We start from the raw sequence: 16,818 nt of genomic DNA on the forward strand, positions 1-16,818 counted from the left end.
CCGGCCGCCGCAGAGATGAGGAAAACCCCCGGGCCATTGCACCCGGGGGTTTTCCTTGCGTATATTCGTGGATTCACGACTTCGTCATGGGGGTCGTGAAAGAAGTTCAGTGAGCATAGTATATCCGGGCGGGAGCGGAATTGTCAAACACCGAATTTCCGGACGATGAATTGCGGCACGAACAGGAATTCATCGACGGACTGTACGCACGGGTGGACGCCCTGCGGGGCGATGCCGAGGCCGGTGTGGCGGACGCCCTCGCCCAGGGCCACACCCCCCGGCAGGCCAGGCTGGAGCGGGACATCCTGGTCGCCGAGCGCTCCGGGCTGCTCGCCGCGCTGAACGCGGTGGACGGCTCCCTTTGCTTCGGCCGGATCGACCTCGCCTCGGGGCGGACCCACCACATCGGACGCATCGGCCTGCGCGCCGACGACGACGAGCGCACCCCGGTCCTCATCGACTGGCGGGCCGACGTGGCCCGTCCCTTCTACCTGGCCACCGGCCACACCCCGATGGGCCTGCGCCGCCGCCGGCACATCGCCACCGAGGGCCGCCGGGTCACCGGCCTGCACGACGAGATCCTCGACCTCGGCGACGAGACCCGCACCGGCCACGAGGACCCCACCGGCGACGCCGTGCTGCTCGCCGCCCTGAACTCCGCGCGGACCGGCCGCATGGGCGACATCGTCCGCACCATCCAGGCCGACCAGGACCGCATCATCCGCGCCCCGCACCGGGGCGTCCTGGTGGTCGAGGGCGGCCCCGGCACCGGCAAGACCGCCGTCGCCCTGCACCGCGCCGCGTTCCTGCTCTACGAGCACCGCGAGCTGCTGGCCCGCCGCGCCGTGCTGATCGTCGGGCCCAACCCGGCGTTCCTCGGCTACATCGGCGAGGTGCTGCCCAGCCTCGGCGAGACCGGCGTGCTCCTCGCGACCGTCGGCGAGCTGTTCCCCGGGGTGCGGACCACCCGTACGGACACGCCGGAGGCCGCGGCCGTCAAGGGACGGGCGGAGATGGCCGGCGTGCTGGCGGAGTTCGTGCGCGACCGGCAGGCACTGCCCGACCCGGTCATCGCGATCGAGCACGACCGCGAGGTCCTGATGCTCGACGACGGCCTGGTGAACGTCGCCCGGGAGCGCACCCGCGCCACGAAGCTGCCGCACAACGTGGCCCGCGAGCACTTCGAGGGGCACATCCTCAACACGCTCACCGACATGCTCGCCGAGCGCATCGGCACCGACCCGTACGACGGGACCAACCTGCTCGACCCGAGCGACATCACCCAGATCCGCGACGAGCTCGCCGAGAACCCCGAGGTGTGGTCCGCGATCGACCGGCTGTGGCCGCGGATCACCCCGCAGCGCCTGGTCGCCGACTTCCTCGCCGCCCCGGAGGGCTACCTCCCCGACGAGGACGCCGCCGCGATCCGCCGTCCGGTCACCCGGCACTGGACCGTCTCCGACGTGCCGCTGCTGGACGAGGCCGCCGAGCTCCTCGGCGAGGACGACCGGCTGGCCCGCGACCGCGCCGAGCGTGAGCGGCAGCGGCAGATCGCCTACGCGCAGGGCGTGCTGGACGTCTCCTACGCCTCCCGGACCTTCGAGTTCGAGGACAAGGAGGAGGACGACCCGGAGTCGTCCGAGGTGCTGTCCGCGCACGACATCATCGACGCCGAGCGGTTCGCCGAGCGGCACGAGGAGGAGGACCACCGCAGCGCCGCCGAACGCGCCGCCGCCGACCGCACCTGGGCGTTCGGCCACATCATCGTCGACGAGGCGCAGGAGCTGTCCCCGATGGCGTGGCGACTGCTGATGCGCCGCAGCCCCACCCGGTCGATGACCCTCGTCGGCGACCCGGCGCAGACCTCGGAGGCGGGCGGCGTCGGCTCCTGGGAGGGCATCCTCGCCCCCTACGTCGAGGACCGCTGGGAGCACCACCGGCTGGGCGTCAACTACCGCACCCCGGCGGAGATCATGGAGGTCGCCGCAGCGGTGGTGCGCGCCGCGCACCCCGGCTTCGAGCCGCCCGGCTCGGTGCGCGCCACGGGGGTGCGGCCATGGGCCCGCCGCACCGGCGACCTGCCCGCCGCCACCGCCGAGGCGGTCGCGGAGCTGACCCCGCGGGAGGGCCGCCTCGCCGTCATCGCCCCGCGGGAGCTGCACCGCGCCCTGGCCGCCCGGCTGGACGGGGTGACGGCCGGCGCCGAGCCGGACCTCACCCACCGGGTGGTGCTGCTGGACCCGCGCCAGGCCAAGGGGCTCGAGTTCGACTCGGTCCTGGTGGTCGAGCCGGGCCGCTACGGCACCAGCGACCTGTACGTGGCGCTCACCCGCGCCACCCAGCGGCTCGGCGTGCTGCACACCGAGCCGCTGCCGGAGCCGCTCGCGAAGGCCCTCGGGTAGACCGCGCCCGGGTCAGGCCGGGCGCAGCCACACCGTCGCCAGGGGCGGCAGGGTCAGCCGGATGCTCGCCGGCCGGCCGTGCCACCCCTGCGGCTCCGGCTTCACCGGGTCCGGGGTGGTGACGTCGGAGCCGCCGTAGCGGGCCGCGTCGGTGTTCAGGACCTCGCGCCAGGCGGGCACGTCGTCCGGGACGCCGATGCGGTAGTCGTGCCGGACCACGGGGGCGAAGTGGGACACCGCGAGCAGCGGCGCGCCGTCGGCGTCGTACCGCAGGAAGGCCAGCACGTTGTCGTCGGCGGCGTCCCCGGTCACCCAGCGGAAGCCGGACGGCTCGGTGTCGTACTGCCACAGCGCCGGGGTGGCGCGGTAGACGGTGTTGAGGTCGCGCACCAGGTCCCGCACGCCGCGGTGGTCGGCCTCGGCGCCGTAGTGCGGGTCGAGCAGCCACCAGTCCGGGCCGTGCGCCTCCGACCACTCCGCGCCCTGCGCGAACTCCTGCCCCATGAAGAGGAGCTGCTTGCCCGGGTGGGCCCACATGAAGCCGAGGTAGGCGCGCAGGTCGGCGCGCTGCCGCCACCAGTCGCCGGGCATCTTCGACACCAGGGACCGCTTGCCGTGCACGACCTCGTCGTGGGAGATCGGCAGCACGTAGTTCTCGCTGTACGCGTACACCATCGAGAAGGTCATCTCGCCGTGGTGGTACGCGCGGTGCACCGGCTCGTGGCTCATGTACTGCAGCGAGTCGTGCATCCAGCCCATGTTCCACTTCAGCCCGAAGCCGAGCCCGCCGAAGCCGCTCGGGCCGCGGTGGTGGGTGGCGCGGGTGACGCCGTCCCAGGCGGTGGACTCCTCGGCGATCGTCACGACCCCCGGCACCCTGCGGTACACGGTCGCGTTCATCTCCTGCAGGAACGCCACCGCGTCCAGGTTCTCCCGGCCGCCGTGCTCGTTCGGCGTCCACTGGCCCGGCTCGCGCGAGTAGTCGAGGTAGAGCATGGAGGCGACCGCGTCGACCCGCAGCCCGTCGATGTGGAACTCCTCGCACCAGTACAGCGCGTTGGCCACCAGGAAGTTGCGCACCTCGCGGCGCCCGAAGTCGAACTCCAGGGTGCCCCAGTCGGGGTGCGCGGCGCGCAGCGGATCGGAGTGCTCGTACAGCGGGCGGCCGTCGAACTCGGCCAGCGCCCACTCGTCGCGCGGGAAGTGCGCGGGCACCCAGTCCATGATCACGCCGATGCCGGCCCGGTGCAGCGCGTCCACCAGGTACTTGAAGTCGTCCGGGGTGCCGAGCCGCGCGGTGGGCGCGTAGAACCCGGTGACCTGGTACCCCCAGGACCCGCCGAAGGGGTGCTCCGCGACCGGCATCAGCTCGACGTGCGTGAAGCCCAGGTCCTTCACGTAGGCGGGGAGCTGCTCGGCGAGCTGCCGGTAGGTGAGCCCCGGCCGCCACGACGGCAGGTGCACCTCGTAGACGGAGAACGGCGCCCGGTGCGCGGGCACCCGCGCCCGCCGCTCCAGCCACTCCGCGTCGCCCCACGCGTACCGCGACGACGTGACGATCGACGAGGTGGCCGGGGGGACCTCGGTACGGCGGGCCATCGGGTCGGCGCGCAGCGTCTTGGAACCGTCGGGTCGGGTGATCTCGAACTTGTACAGCTCGCCCTCGCCGATCCCCGGCACGAACAGCTCCCACACCCCGGTCGAGCCCAGCGAGCGCATCGGGAAGCCGGTGCCGTCCCAGAAGTTGAACGAGCCCGCCACCCGCACCCCGCGCGCGTTCGGCGCCCACACCGAGAAGCGGGTGCCGGTCACCCCCTGGTGGGTCATCGGGTGCGCGCCCAGCACCGTCCACAGCTCCTCGTGCCGGCCCTCGCCGATCAGGTGCAGGTCCAGCTCGCCCAGCGTGGGCAGGAAGCGGTAGGCGTCCTCCGTCTCCAGCTCCGTCCCCTCGTACGCGACGCGCAGCCGGTACGCCGGGACCTCGCGCAGTGGCAGCAGCCCCGAGAAGAAGCCGTCGCCGTCGTCGTGCAGGGCGACGGTCATGCCGCCCGACACCACGGTCACCGCCCGCGCGTAGGGCCGGAACGCGCGGAAGGCCACCCCGCCGGGCACGGGGTGCGCCCCGAGCACGGAGTGCGGGGCGTGATGCGTCCCGTGCAGCAGCCGCTCCCGGTCGCCGGAGTCCACGGCGGGGGAGACGGCGATCTCCGCCTCCGGCGGCGCGGACCGCTCGGCCGGTGCCGGTGCCGTCCGCGCGGTGTCCCGCCCACGGGTCTCGGCGGCCTCCCGCCCGGCCGTCTCCGTCGGAACCGCCGGTCCGGCGGACGCCGCCTTCGCGGAGGGCGTCCCGGCAGGCGTGGTCCTCGCCGCCGCCGGCCCGGCGGGCGCCGCCGGCACTGCTGTCGGCCCCGCGGGCGCCGTCGTCCCGCCCGGGGTCTTCTTCGCGGCCGGGCTCTTTCCTGCCGTCTTCTTCGCCGCCGTCTTCTGGGCGGCCGCCTTCTGGACCGTCGCCTTCGCGGTCGTGGCGGTCTTCGCCGCGGCGGCGGCCGTCCTCTTCGCGGGCGTCTTCCGCGCCGCGGCCTTCTTCGCAACGGTCTTCTTCGCCGCGGCTGCCGCGGGCTGCTGCTGCGCGGCCGGCTCCTTCCGCGCGGGCGCCGGCGGCTCGGTAGGCCGCTGGTCGGCCGGCTGCTCCGGATGCGAACCGCTGGACTCGGGGCGGGGGGTCACGAGGGAAGCCTCCTGGACGCGGGTCGGGTGGATCAGGTCGGGTCGGCCGCGGCGAGCCGGTGCAGGGCCGCCAGCGGCACGGGCAGCCAGTCGGGGCGGTGCCGGGCCTCGTAGACCGCTTCGTAGACCGCCTTGTCGGTCTCGTAGGCGCGCAGCAGCACCGGCTCGGTGCGTGGGTCGCGGCCCGCGGCCTCGGCGTACCCGGTGCAGTACGCCGCCCGGCAGCGGGCGGCCCAGTCCGGCTGCGGCGGATTCGCCGTACGCGCCGCGTAGTCGAAGGAACGCAGCATGCCCGCCACGTCCCGCACGGCCGGCTGCGGCATCCGGCGCTCGGCCAGCGGCCGGGCCGGCTCCCCCTCGAAGTCGATCAGCGACCAGGCGCCGGCCGGGGAGCGCAGGCACTGCCCGAGGTGCAGGTCACCGTGGACCCGCTGGGCGGTCCAGGTGCGGCCCTCGGCCGCGAGGTCGTCCAGCGCGGTGTACGCCGAGCGCAGATCGTCCGCGTACGGCCGCAGCGCGGGCACCGCGTGCACGGCCGCCTCCAGCCGCTCGGTCATGGCGTCGGCCAGGGCGCGCATCTGCACATGACCCAGGGTGACCGTGGGCAGCGCACGCGCCAGCGCGGTGTGCACCTCGGCGGTGGCCCGCCCGAGGGCCCGCGCCTCGGCGACGAAGTCCTCCCCCTTGGCCAGCTCCCGCAGCGCCAGCTCCCAGCCGTCGGTGGCGCCCTGCACGAACGGCTGGAGCACCCCCAGGACGTAACGCCCGGCCGGGTGCGGCGGGCCCGGTTCGTCCCCGGCGTCGGCGACCAGCCACGCCGTCGGCGGCGGCACCCGGGAGCAGCCCTCGCGGGCCAGCGCCAGCGGCAGCTCCAGGTCGGGGTTGACGCCGGGCATCACCCGGCGCAGCAGCTTCAGGATGTAGGTGTCGCCGTAGACAACCGACGAGTTCGACTGCTCGGCGGTCATCAGGCGCGGCACCAGCCCCGGCCGGATCTCCTGGCGCGGGTCGCGCTCGAAACGAAGCCCGCCGATCCGGGCCCGGGTGCGCAGGGCCTCCAGGAGCAGGTCGGCGGGCCGGGTGTCGTGCAGGGCCTCGTAGACCGTCCGTCCGGCCAGGGGGCCCCGCGACACATGACCGATCAGCGCGGGCGCCAGCCGGGGCGGCAGCGCCTCGCGCACGCCTATGAACAGCTGGTAGCAGTCGCCCGGCTGCTCGGACCCGCCGTGGCCGGGCTGGAGCGGCTGACGGGCGCGCACCAGCAGGTGGTACAGGCCCAGCTTGGCGGTGGGCGGCAGCAGCTCGGTGGCCGCGACCAGGTCGAACCCGGTCACCGGGCGCCCCTTGCCGGCGAACCAGCGCTGTCTCGGCAGCCATTCCCGCAACAGTGGATCGAGTGACGCAAGGAGGCCGGGCGGGGTCGTGACAGTGCGTGTGACGGCTTCCGACATGGCGTCGCGTCCTTTCCCCTCTGTCGGCGCGCCGCGGGGCGCCGCCGGTGGGCGGGGTGCTACTCATGCGTGCCCCGGGCGGAGCGGGGGAAACCGCCCCGCCCCGGGTTCTAGGCGGTGTCCTCGCGGAGCCGGAACCAGTAGAAGCCGTGCCCCCCGAGCGTCATCAGGTACGGCAGTTCGCCGACGGCGGGGAAGCGCACCCCGCCGAACAGCTCCACCGGGTGCCGCCCCTCGAAGGCGCTGAGATCCAGCTCCGTGGGCTGTGCGAAACGGGAGAAGTTGTTGACGCACAGGACCAGGTCGTCCTCGTATTCGCGCAGGAAGGCGAGGACGGCGGGGTTGGAGGAGGGCAGTTCGGTGTAGGAGCCGAGGCCGAACGCCGGGTTCTGCTTGCGGATCTCGATCATCCGCCGGGTCCAGTGCAGCAGGGAGGAGGGGGAGGCCATGGCGGCCTCGACGTTGGTGACCTGGTAGCCGTGGACCGGGTCCATGATGGTGGGCAGGTAGAGGCGGCCGGGGTCGCAGGAGGAGAAGCCGGCGTTGCGGTCGGGGGTCCACTGCATGGGGGTGCGCACGGCGTCGCGGTCGCCGAGCCAGATGTTGTCGCCCATGCCGATCTCGTCGCCGTAGTAGATGATCGGCGAGCCGGGCAGGGACAGCAGCAGGGCGGTGAACAGTTCGATCTGGTTGCGGTCGTTGTCCAGGAGGGGGGCGAGGCGGCGGCGGATGCCGATGTTGGCGCGCATGCGGGGGTCCTTGGCGTATTCGGCCCACATGTAGTCGCGTTCCTCGTCGGTGACCATCTCCAGGGTCAGCTCGTCGTGGTTGCGCAGGAAGATGCCCCACTGGCAGCCGGAGGGGATGGCGGGGGTCTTGGCGAGGATCTCGGAGACCGGGTAGCGCGATTCCCTCCGCACGGCCATGAAGATGCGGGGCATGACGGGGAAGTGGAAGGCCATGTGGCATTCGTCGCCGCCGGCGGCGTAGTCGCCGAAGTAGTCGACGACGTCCTCGGGCCACTGGTTGGCCTCGGCGAGCAGGACGGTGTCGGGGTACTGGGTGTCGATCTCCTTGCGGACCCGCTTCAGGAACGCGTGCGTCGCCGGCAGGTTCTCGCAGTTCGTCCCCTCCTCCTGGTACAGGTACGGCACCGCGTCCAGCCGGAACCCGTCGATCCCGAGGTCCAGCCAGAACTTCAGCGCGGAGATCATCTCCTCCTGCACGGCCGGGTTCTCGTAGTTCAGGTCCGGCTGGTGCGAGAAGAAGCGGTGCCAGTAGTACTGCTTGCGCACCGGGTCGTACGTCCAGTTCGACGCCTCGGTGTCGACGAAGATGATCCGGGCGTCCTGGAACTGCTTGTCGTCGTCGGCCCACACGTAGTAGTCGCCGTACGGCCCGCCGGGGTCGCGCCTCGACTCCTGGAACCAGGGGTGCTGGTCGCTGGTGTGGTTCATGACGAAGTCGATGATCACGCGCATGCCCCGCTGGTGGGCGGAGTCGACGAACTCCACGAAGTCGGCGAGGTCGCCGAACTCCGGCAGGACCGAGGTGTAGTCGGCGACGTCGTACCCGCCGTCGCGCAGCGGCGACTTGAAGAAGGGCGGCAGCCACAGGCAGTCGACGCCCAGCCACTGCAGGTAGTCCAGCTTGGCGGTCAGGCCCTTCAGGTCGCCGACGCCGTCGCCGTTGCTGTCCTGGAAGGAGCGGACGAGGACCTCGTAGAAGACGGCGCGTTTGAACCAGTCGGGGTCACGGTCCTTGGCGGGGGTGTCCTCGAAGGTGTCCAGGACGGGTTCGTTGACGCTCATGTGGCGGAAGACCCTCCGATCTGCGGGGTGGACGGTCGCAGAACCGCGCTGTGCGCCCCGGGAGGCCCGTCCCCGGACCCCCCGCCGACGACGAGTACATGTGCCCCGCCCGGACCGAGACGCACATAGTTGGCACTGCCCCAGTGATAGGTCTCGCCGGTGAGCTCGTCGCGCACCGGCACGGACTCGTGCCAGTCCAGGCCGAGTTGCGGCATGTCCAACGAGACCGTCGCCTCCTGGGTGTGCCGGGGGTCGAGATTGGCGACGACGAGCACCGTGTTGCCGCCCCGCCGCTTCGAGTACGCGATGACCTCCTCCTTGTCCGCCTGGTGGAAGTGGAGGTCGCGCAGCTGCCGCAGGGCCGGGTTCTCGCGCCGGATGGTGTTGAGCCGGGTGATGAGGGGGGCGATGGTGCGTCCCTCGCGTGCGGCGGCTTCCCAGTCGCGGGGTTTGAGCTGGTACTTCTCGCTGTCGAGGTACTCCTCGCTGCCCTCGCGCAGCGGGGTGTTCTCGCACAGTTCGTAGCCGCTGTAGATGCCCCACGTGGGGGAGAGGGTGGCGGCCAGGACGGCGCGGACCTCGAAGGCGGGCCGGCCGCCGTGCTGGAGGTAGGCGTGCAGGATGTCGGGGGTGTTGGCGAAGAAGTTGGGCCGCATGTAGGAGGCGGCCTCCCCCGTCAGTTCGGTCAGGTACTCCGTCAGCTCCTGCTTGGTGTTCCGCCAGGTGAAGTACGTGTAGGACTGCTGGAAGCCGATCTGGGCCAGGGTGTGCATCATCGCCGGGCGGGTGAAGGCCTCCGCCAGGAAGAGGACGTCGGGGTCGGTGCGGTTGATCTCGGCGATCACCCGCTCCCAGAACACCACCGGCTTGGTGTGCGGGTTGTCCACCCGGAAGATCCGCACCCCGGTGTCCATCCAGTGCCGCAGGATCCGGCAGGTCTCGGTGACCAGCCCGTCCAGGTCGGCGTCGAAGGCGACGGGGTAGATGTCCTGGTACTTCTTCGGCGGGTTCTCCGCGTACGCGATGGAGCCGTCGGGGCGGTGGTGGAACCACTCGGGGTGCTTGTGCACCCAGGGGTGGTCGGGGGAGCACTGCAGCGCGAAGTCCAGGGCGACCTCCATGCCCAGCTCGCGGGCGCGGGCCACGAAGCGGGTGAAGTCCTCCAGGGTGCCCAGGCGCGGGTGCACCGCGTCGTGGCCGCCCTCGGGGGAGCCGATCGCCCACGGCACCCCCACGTCGTCCGGGCCGGCGTCCAGGGTGTTGTTCGGGCCCTTGCGGAAGGTCGTCCCGATCGGGTGGACGGGCGGCAGGTAGACCACGTCGAAGCCCATCGCCGCGATCGCCGGCAGCCGCCGCGCGGCGGTGTCGAAGGTGCCGTGCGGCTGCTCGGGCGTGCCCTCCGAGCGGGGGAAGAACTCGTACCAGGAGCCGTACAGCGCCCGCTCCCGCTCGACCAGCAGCGGCAGCGGATCGCTGCTGGTGACCAGCTCCCGCAGCGGATGCCGGGCCAGCACCGCGTCCACCTCCGGCGTCAACGCCGCCGCCAGGCGGGCCGCCGCCGGGCGCTCCGTGTCGCGCAGGGCCTCCACGGCCGCGCGCAGCACCTCCCGGTCACCGGAGCCGGGGACCTGCTCGGCCGCCCGTTCGTGCAGCCGCGCCCCTTCCTCCAGCACCACCTCGGTGTCGATGCCCGCCGGGACCTTGATCCGCGCGTGGTGCCGCCAGGTGGTGACCGGGTCGCCCCACGCCTCCACGGCGTAGGTCCACAGTCCCGTCCCGGTCGGGGTGACGGTGGCCCCCCACCGGTCCGTGCCGGGCGCCAGCTCCCGCATCGGCGTGAAGGGGCCGGGGCGCCCTTCCGGGTCCTTCAGCACCACGTTGGCCGCGACCGCGTCGTGCCCCTCGCGGAACACGGTCGCCGTCACCTCGAACGACTCGCCCACCACGGCCTTCGCGGGCCGGCGCCCCTGCCGCACCAGCGGCCGGACGTCCAGCACCGGGATGCGGCCGACGGAGGTCCCGGGCGGCGCGGGCGGCGCGGAACTCCCGGCGGCGGGCCGCGGGGGCGCGGCGGAGGGGGGAGGGCCGGACGCGGCCGGGCGGGCCGGCGTGCCGGACGGCGAAGGGGATGACGAGTGGTGCGTGGCGGGCATGACCGCTCCTGTCCGCGTCAACGAGGGTGGGCGGAAGACTGTGGGGAGGTGGGTCCTGCGGGGTCCTTGTGGGGTGTACCCGCAGGAGCCTTCCCACACTGTCCGGGTGGGCAATCCGGCCCTTTGTTAACTACTCACGCGTATGTCGACACACAAGACCGGCCGGGACCGCCGGGCGCCCGGCCGGTCCGGAGCGCGCCCGTGATGGGTTCGTTCCCACCGGTCGGCACGGGTGGCGGGCGCCCTGGAGCGGACGCGCCACCCCGGCGCGCGGGCGCCGGAGCGAGCGGTGCGCGCGTGCCGGGGGTGCGGCGTCCGGCACCCTCGGTGACCAGCGGCTTCTGCGTCCGCCCCCGCCGTCGTCGGCCCGGAGTGCGGCGACCTGCCCGCGGCGCACGCGGACGGCGGCGCGTGACCGCCGGGGCGGGCGAGGCGGAAGGGGGTGCGAGGGGCCTGGATCCCGGAGGTGACCGGGGTGGCGGCCCGGCGGGCGGCGGAAACGGCCGGTTTCTTGCCCTGCCCGGCGACCGGCCCGGTCCGCACGGCCGGACGCGCGGGCCGGAGCGGCGGCACGACCCGCGGAGGCACGCATGAGCAGGACCGCACATGCGTGCGGAACCGGCCGTATCCGCTGTGCGGTGAACCGTTTGGACACGGCCAGGGAGGTACCCGTATCCCCCGGCTTCCCCCGCGGACGGTGTCCGCGCCGGTACTGTCGGCTGCGATACCCGGACGCACACCGCGTCTCTCACGAACGCGCCGAGGTGGCTTGTGAAGGCTATCCGTCGATTCACCGTCCGACCCGTCCTCCCCGAACCGCTCCGGCCGCTGAGCGATCTGGCCCGCAATCTGCGCTGGTCCTGGCACGCCGGAACCCGTGACCTCTTCCGCTCCGTCGACCCCGAACGCTGGGCCGCGGCCGGCGGCGACCCCATGCGCCTGCTGGGCAGCGTGCCGACCGAGCGGCTCACCGAACTGGCCGGCGACCGCGACTTCCTCGACCGCCTCGCCGCGGTCGCGGACGACCTGCACACCTACCTGACCGGCGACCGCTGGTACCAGCGGCAGAGCGGCCGGCTGCCCGCGGCCGTCGCCTACTTCTCCCCCGAGTTCGGCATCACCGCCGCCCTGCCGCAGTACTCCGGCGGGCTCGGCATCCTCGCCGGCGACCACCTCAAGGCCGCCAGCGACCTCGGCGTCCCCCTGATCGGCGTCGGCCTGCTCTACCGGCACGGCTACTTCCGCCAGTCCCTGTCCCGGGACGGCTGGCAGCAGGAGCACTACCCCGTCCTCGACCCGCACGAGCTGCCCCTGGACCAGCTCAAGGAGGCCGACGGCGCGCCCGCCCAGATCACCCTCGCCCTGCCCGGCGGGCGCTCCCTGCGGGCCCGCGTCTGGGTCGCCCAGGTGGGCAGGGTCCCGCTGCTCCTGCTCGACTCCGACGTCGAGGAGAACGACCTCGGCGAGCGCGGGGTGACCGACCGGCTCTACGGCGGCGGCAGCGAGCACCGGCTGCTCCAGGAGATGCTGCTCGGCATAGGAGGCGTCCGCGCGGTCCGCGCGTACTGCGGGCTGACCGGGCATCCGGCGCCCGAGGTGTTCCACACCAACGAGGGGCACGCCGGGTTCCTCGGCCTGGAGCGGATGGCGGAGCTGCGCGCCGAGGGGCTCGACTTCGACGCGGCCCTGGAGGCGGTCCGCGCCGGAACCGTGTTCACCACGCACACGCCCGTCCCGGCCGGCATCGACCGCTTCGACCGCGAACTGGTCGCCCGGCACTTCGGCCCGCACGCGGAACTGCCGCACCTGGAGGTCGACCGCATCCTGCGGCTCGGCAGGGAGACCTACCCCGGAGGCGAGCCCGGCCTGTTCAACATGGCCGTGATGGGCCTGCGCCTCGCCCAGCGGGCCAACGGCGTGTCCCTGCTGCACGGCCGGGTCAGCCGGGAGATGTTCGCCGGACTGTGGCCCGGGTTCGACCCCGAGGAGGTGCCCATCACCTCCGTCACCAACGGGGTGCACGCGCCCACCTGGGTCGCCCCCGAGGTGTACCGGCTCGGCGCCCGGCAGATCGGCACCCAGCGCGCGGAGGAGGCGCTCAGCATCGGCGACTCCGACCGCTGGGACTCCGTCGCCGACATTCCCGACCAGGACATCTGGGACCTGCGCCGGTCACTGCGCGAACTGCTCGTGCTGGAGGTGCGGGAACGGCTGCGCGCCTCCTGGCGGCAGCGCGGCGCCGGGACCGCCGAACTGGGCTGGATCGACGGCGTGCTGGACCCGGACGTGCTCACCATCGGCTTCGCCCGGCGCGTCCCGTCGTACAAGCGGCTGACGCTGATGCTGCGCGACCGGGAGCGGCTGACGGACCTGCTGCTGCACCCCGAGCGGCCGGTGCAGATCGTGGTCGCGGGCAAGGCGCACCCGGCGGACGACGGCGGCAAGCGGCTCATCCAGGAACTGGTGCGGTTCGCCGACGACCCGCGCGTGCGGCACCGGATCGTCTTCCTGCCCGACTACGGCATGGCCATGGCGCAGAAGCTGTACCCCGGCTGCGACATCTGGCTGAACAACCCGCTGCGCCCGCTGGAGGCGTGCGGCACCAGCGGGATGAAGGCCGCGCTCAACGGCGGGCTCAACCTGTCCGTGCCGGACGGCTGGTGGGACGAGTGGTTCCAGCCCGACTTCGGCTGGGCGATCCCCACGGCGGACGGCGCCGGGACCGACCCGGACCGGCGTGACGACATAGAGGCCGCGGCGCTGTACGACCTGCTGGAGCAGCGGGTGACCCGCACCTTCTACGAGCGCGGGCGCAGCGGGCTGCCGGACCGCTGGATCGAGATGGTGCGGCGGACGCTGAGCCTGCTCGGGCCGAAGGTGCTGGCCGGGCGCATGGTGCGGGAGTACGTGGAGCGGCTGTACACGCCGGCCGCGCACGCGCACCGGGCGATGGACGCCGATGCCGCGCGGGAGCTGGCCGAGTGGAAGGCGACGGTGCGGGGGGCGTGGCACGGGGTGACCGTCGACCACGTCGAGACGTCCGTGGCCTCGGCCACCGCGGAACTGGGCAGCACGCTCGCCCTGCGGGTGCGGGTGGGGCTCGGCGGTCTGCGGCCGGAGGACGTCGAGGTGCAGGCGGTGTCCGGGCGGGTGGACGAGGAGGACCGCATCACGGAGGCGTCCGCCGTGCCGTTGAAGCCGGTGGGTGCGCCCGCACCGGGGGGTGAATGGGTGTACGAGGGGCCGTTGGCGCTGGACCGTACGGGGCCGTTCGGGTACACCGTGCGGGTGTTGCCGAGTCATCGGCTGCTGGCGTCCGGGGCGGAGCTGGGGCTGGTGGCCGTGCCGTCGGAGGACGTGGCCGGGGCGGCGGGGTTGTTGATGAGGTGACGTGACCGGCGGCCGGGACGGGCGCGGGCGGTGCGGCCCGGCGGGGGCGCCGCCCGCGCCCGCCCGTGCCGTCGGGGGGACGACGACCCGCAGGCCGCGTGTCAGGCGTCCTCCACCCCCCGTGTCGCCAGCCGGCGGAGGGTCTTGCCGGCGTGACGGGCGTAGGCGTGCTGGAGGGAGCGGGTGGCGGGGCCGCCGGCCCGGGCGTACCAGCGGGCCGGCCTGCTGAACGCCGAGACCGTCAGCCACACCGTCCCGTCGCCCGTGCGGTGCACGACGAACGCCTCCTCGCCGCTCTCCGGGTGGCCGGCCAGCGTGCCGTAGGCCCAGCCGGCCGTGCGGTGCTCCTCCGCCGTCCACACCACCCGGCAGGGCGCCTTCACCAGCCCGGCCAGGGTGACGGTGACCTCGACGTCCGGCGCCGCCCGGTCCGCCGAGGCGTCGATGCCGACGCCCATCTCCCGGTGCAGCTCCCAGGTGAACAGCGCGTCGGCGGCCTGCCGGAAGACCTTCTCCCCCTCGCCGAGCCGGGTGCGCTCCCTCAGGCGGTGGAAACCGGGAGGGCAGAAGTCGGGATCCCGGCTCGCGCCGACGTGGTCGTAGGTGAAGTCCGCCGCAGACATGGGACCCAAGCCTAGGCGGTGGGACGGTGAATCCCGGCGGCACCCGGAGCGGTGGGCTCCGGGTGCCGCGCGGTGTCCGTCTACGGGAAGGTCAGGCTCCAGCCGTTGATGTGGCCGGTGTCGTAGCGGGCCATGTCCCGCACCTGCAGCCGCCAGGTGCCGTTGGCCGTCTCCGACGACGCGTCGACGGTGTACGTCTCGTTGATGTTGTCCGCCGAACCGCCGGTGCGGTTGCGCAGCCGGTACGACGTGCCGTCCGGGGCCAGCAGGTCGACGACCAGGTCACCGCTCCAGGTGTGCACGATGTCCACCGAGACCCTGAGGTTGCCCGGCGCGTTGCCGGTGCGGCCGGTGACGGTGATCGCGGACGTCACCGCGGCGCCGGCGTCCGGGATCGCCACGTCGGTGGTGGACTCGAAGGTGGTGCCGCCGCCTCCGGGGCCGCCGGAGCGCGTGCCGACGTTGACGGCCGCCCAGGCGTCCTGCACCGCCTTGTACTCGGCGCTGTCCGTGCCGTACAGCTCACCGGTCGCCGCCAGGGTGCCGGTGCGGGCCGCCGCGTAGTTGGTGGTGGAGGTGAACTTCGTGGTGAGCGCGCGGAACCAGATCTTCTCCGCCTTGGCGCGGCCGATGCCGGTGACCGGCAGGCCGTCGGAGGTGGGGGAGTCGTAGGTGACGCCGTTGACGGTCTTGGTGCCGCTGCCCTCGGCGAGCAGGTAGAAGAAGTGGTTCGCCACGCCCGACGAGTAGTGCACGTCGATCGAGCCGATGCCGGAGTACCAGGAGTCCTTGGACCGGCCGTCCTTGCTGGGCTTGTCCATGTAGCGCAGCGGCGTGCCGTTGCCGTTGATGTCGATCTCCTCGCCGATGAGGTAGTCGCCGACGTCGGAGGAGTTGTTCGCGTAGAACTCGACGGTCGAGCCGAAGATGTCGCTGGTCGCCTCGTTGAGGCCGCCGGACTCGCCGCTGTAGACCAGGCCCGCGGTGTTCGAGGTGAGGCCGTGGGTCATCTCGTGCGCGGCCACGTCGATCGAGGTGAGCGGGTTGGCGTTGCCGGCGCCGTCGCCGTAGGTCATGCAGAAGCAGCTGTCCGACCAGAAGGCGTTGACGTAGTTGTTGCCGTAGTGGACCCGGGAGTACGCGCCGACGCCGTCCCCGCGGATGCCGTTGCGGCCGTGCACGTTCTTGTAGTAGTCCCAGGTCAGCGCCGCCCCGTAGTGGGCGTCGGCGGCGGCCGACTCCAGGTGGGAGGGGCTGCCGTCGCCCCAGACGTCGTCGGCCCCGGAGAACAGGGTGCCGGTGCCGGAGGTGCCGCGGTTGAGGTTGTACGTGCGGTGGTTGCCGCGCGCCCCGTCGGTCAGGTTGTACGTCGAGCCGGACCGGGTGGTCGTCAGGTCGACGGTGCCGCTGTACACGGTGTGGCCGGTGCCGTTGTGCACGGCCTGCCACTCGTACAGCTTCTCGCCGGTGGTGGCGTCGGTGACGACGTGCAGTTCCTGCGGGGTGCCGTCGTGCTGCAGGCCGCCGACGACCGTCTCGTACGCCACGACCGGCTTGCCGTCCGCCGCCCAGATCACCTTGCGCGGGGCCCGGTCGACGTCCGCGCCCTCGGCCCGCTCGGCCTGCGCGGCGGACAGGGCCTGCTGCTCGGCCTTCGCGGCCGGCACCCTCGCGGCGGTGGTGGCGGGCTCGACCGCGGCGCGGGTCGCCTTGACGACCTTGTCCGCCTCGCCGGCCGTGTCGCCCTGGACGACCAGGTCGCCGCCGAGGACGGGCAGCCCGTCGTAGGTGCGCTCGTAGCGGACGTGCACGGTGCCGTCGCGGTCCTTGAGGACGTCACGGACGACGAGCTTCTCCTTCGCGCCCAGACCGAGGTCCCTGGCGGTCTCCGCCGTGGCGGCATCGGCCTCGCGGATCAGCGCGGCGCGCTGGGCGGGGGTGAGCCGCACCGACTCCGCGCCGGGCGCGGCGGTGCCCGCGGCCCGGGGCGCCGTGTCGGGGGCGGCGGTGGCGGCGCCGGACTGCACGGCCGTGGCGATCAGCGCGGCCACCCCGGCGAGGGCGACGGCGGCGGCGCGGCGCTGCGCGGTGCGGGGGGTGCGTCTGTGGGACGTCCTGCTTCTCAACGCTGACTCCTTCTGCGGGGCCGCGGGGGTGCGCGGCCTGGGGAGACCGATCGGCGGGTCAGCCGGCCGGGCAGAACGGAAGTGCTCCGAGCAGTGGCCGTCGGGCAACGGGCAGCCGAAGCTGTGGGGTTGCTG

Annotated in this window: 8 protein-coding genes; 2 read left to right on the forward strand and 6 right to left on the reverse strand. The window is 73.2% G+C overall.

Annotated features, from left to right (window positions below; all coding sequences use genetic code 11):
* The first annotated feature begins 170 nt into the window (after positions 1-170).
* A complete protein-coding gene (locus ACWH4W_RS12675) occupies positions 171-2,402 on the forward strand; it encodes a HelD family protein (protein ID WP_473075842.1) in 2,232 nt (743 codons plus the stop codon).
* Positions 2,403-2,414: 12 nt separating this feature from the next.
* Here the strand turns inward: ACWH4W_RS12675 and glgB are convergent, their stop codons facing one another.
* The 4 genes from glgB to ACWH4W_RS12695 all read right to left on the reverse strand — a co-directional run bounded on the left by glgB (position 2,415) and on the right by ACWH4W_RS12695 (position 10,544).
* Entirely contained in the window at positions 2,415-5,129 is a 2,715-nt protein-coding gene (glgB, locus tag ACWH4W_RS12680; RefSeq protein ID WP_473075843.1) for a 1,4-alpha-glucan branching enzyme, read from the reverse strand.
* 32 nt (positions 5,130-5,161) lie between these two features.
* Positions 5,162-6,580 carry a maltokinase N-terminal cap-like domain-containing protein gene (locus ACWH4W_RS12685; RefSeq protein ID WP_473075844.1) on the reverse strand — a complete coding sequence of 473 codons (1,419 nt, stop codon included), beginning with the start codon at positions 6,578-6,580 and terminating at the stop codon, positions 5,162-5,164.
* 110 nt (positions 6,581-6,690) lie between these two features.
* On the reverse strand, positions 6,691-8,391 hold the full coding sequence (treS, locus tag ACWH4W_RS12690) for a maltose alpha-D-glucosyltransferase (protein ID WP_473075845.1): 1,701 nt from the start codon (positions 8,389-8,391) through the stop codon (positions 6,691-6,693).
* Positions 8,388-10,544: an alpha-1,4-glucan--maltose-1-phosphate maltosyltransferase gene (locus tag ACWH4W_RS12695; RefSeq protein ID WP_473075846.1), complete on the reverse strand. Its 2,157-nt coding sequence runs from the start codon at positions 10,542-10,544 to the stop codon at positions 8,388-8,390. The genes treS and ACWH4W_RS12695 overlap by 4 nt, the downstream gene beginning before the upstream one ends.
* 771 nt (positions 10,545-11,315) lie before the next feature.
* Between ACWH4W_RS12695 and ACWH4W_RS12700 the strand changes: the two genes are divergently transcribed.
* A complete protein-coding gene (locus ACWH4W_RS12700; RefSeq protein WP_473075847.1) occupies positions 11,316-13,934 on the forward strand; it encodes a glycosyltransferase family 1 protein in 2,619 nt (872 codons plus the stop codon).
* A 101-nt stretch (positions 13,935-14,035) separates the two neighbouring features.
* Here the strand turns inward: ACWH4W_RS12700 and ACWH4W_RS12705 are convergent, their stop codons facing one another.
* Positions 14,036-14,557, reverse strand: coding sequence for a DUF1990 domain-containing protein (locus tag ACWH4W_RS12705; protein WP_473075848.1), 522 nt, complete (start codon positions 14,555-14,557; stop codon positions 14,036-14,038).
* Positions 14,558-14,637: 80 nt separating this feature from the next.
* Entirely contained in the window at positions 14,638-16,683 is a 2,046-nt protein-coding gene (locus ACWH4W_RS12710; RefSeq protein ID WP_473075849.1) for a M4 family metallopeptidase, read from the reverse strand.
* Positions 16,684-16,818: the final 135 nt, after the last annotated feature.

The organism is Streptomyces sp. DSM 120436 (assembly GCF_055778765.1).

Coding starts and splice junctions, on each gene's coding strand:
- ACWH4W_RS12695 (WP_473075846.1), bottom strand. CDS start 10,544: ATGCCCGCCACGCACCACTCGTCATCCCCTTCGCCGTCCGGCACGCCG.
- ACWH4W_RS12685 (WP_473075844.1), bottom strand. CDS start 6,580: ATGTCGGAAGCCGTCACACGCACTGTCACGACCCCGCCCGGCCTCCTT.
- ACWH4W_RS12705 (WP_473075848.1), bottom strand. CDS start 14,557: ATGTCTGCGGCGGACTTCACCTACGACCACGTCGGCGCGAGCCGGGAT.
- treS (WP_473075845.1), bottom strand. CDS start 8,391: ATGAGCGTCAACGAACCCGTCCTGGACACCTTCGAGGACACCCCCGCC.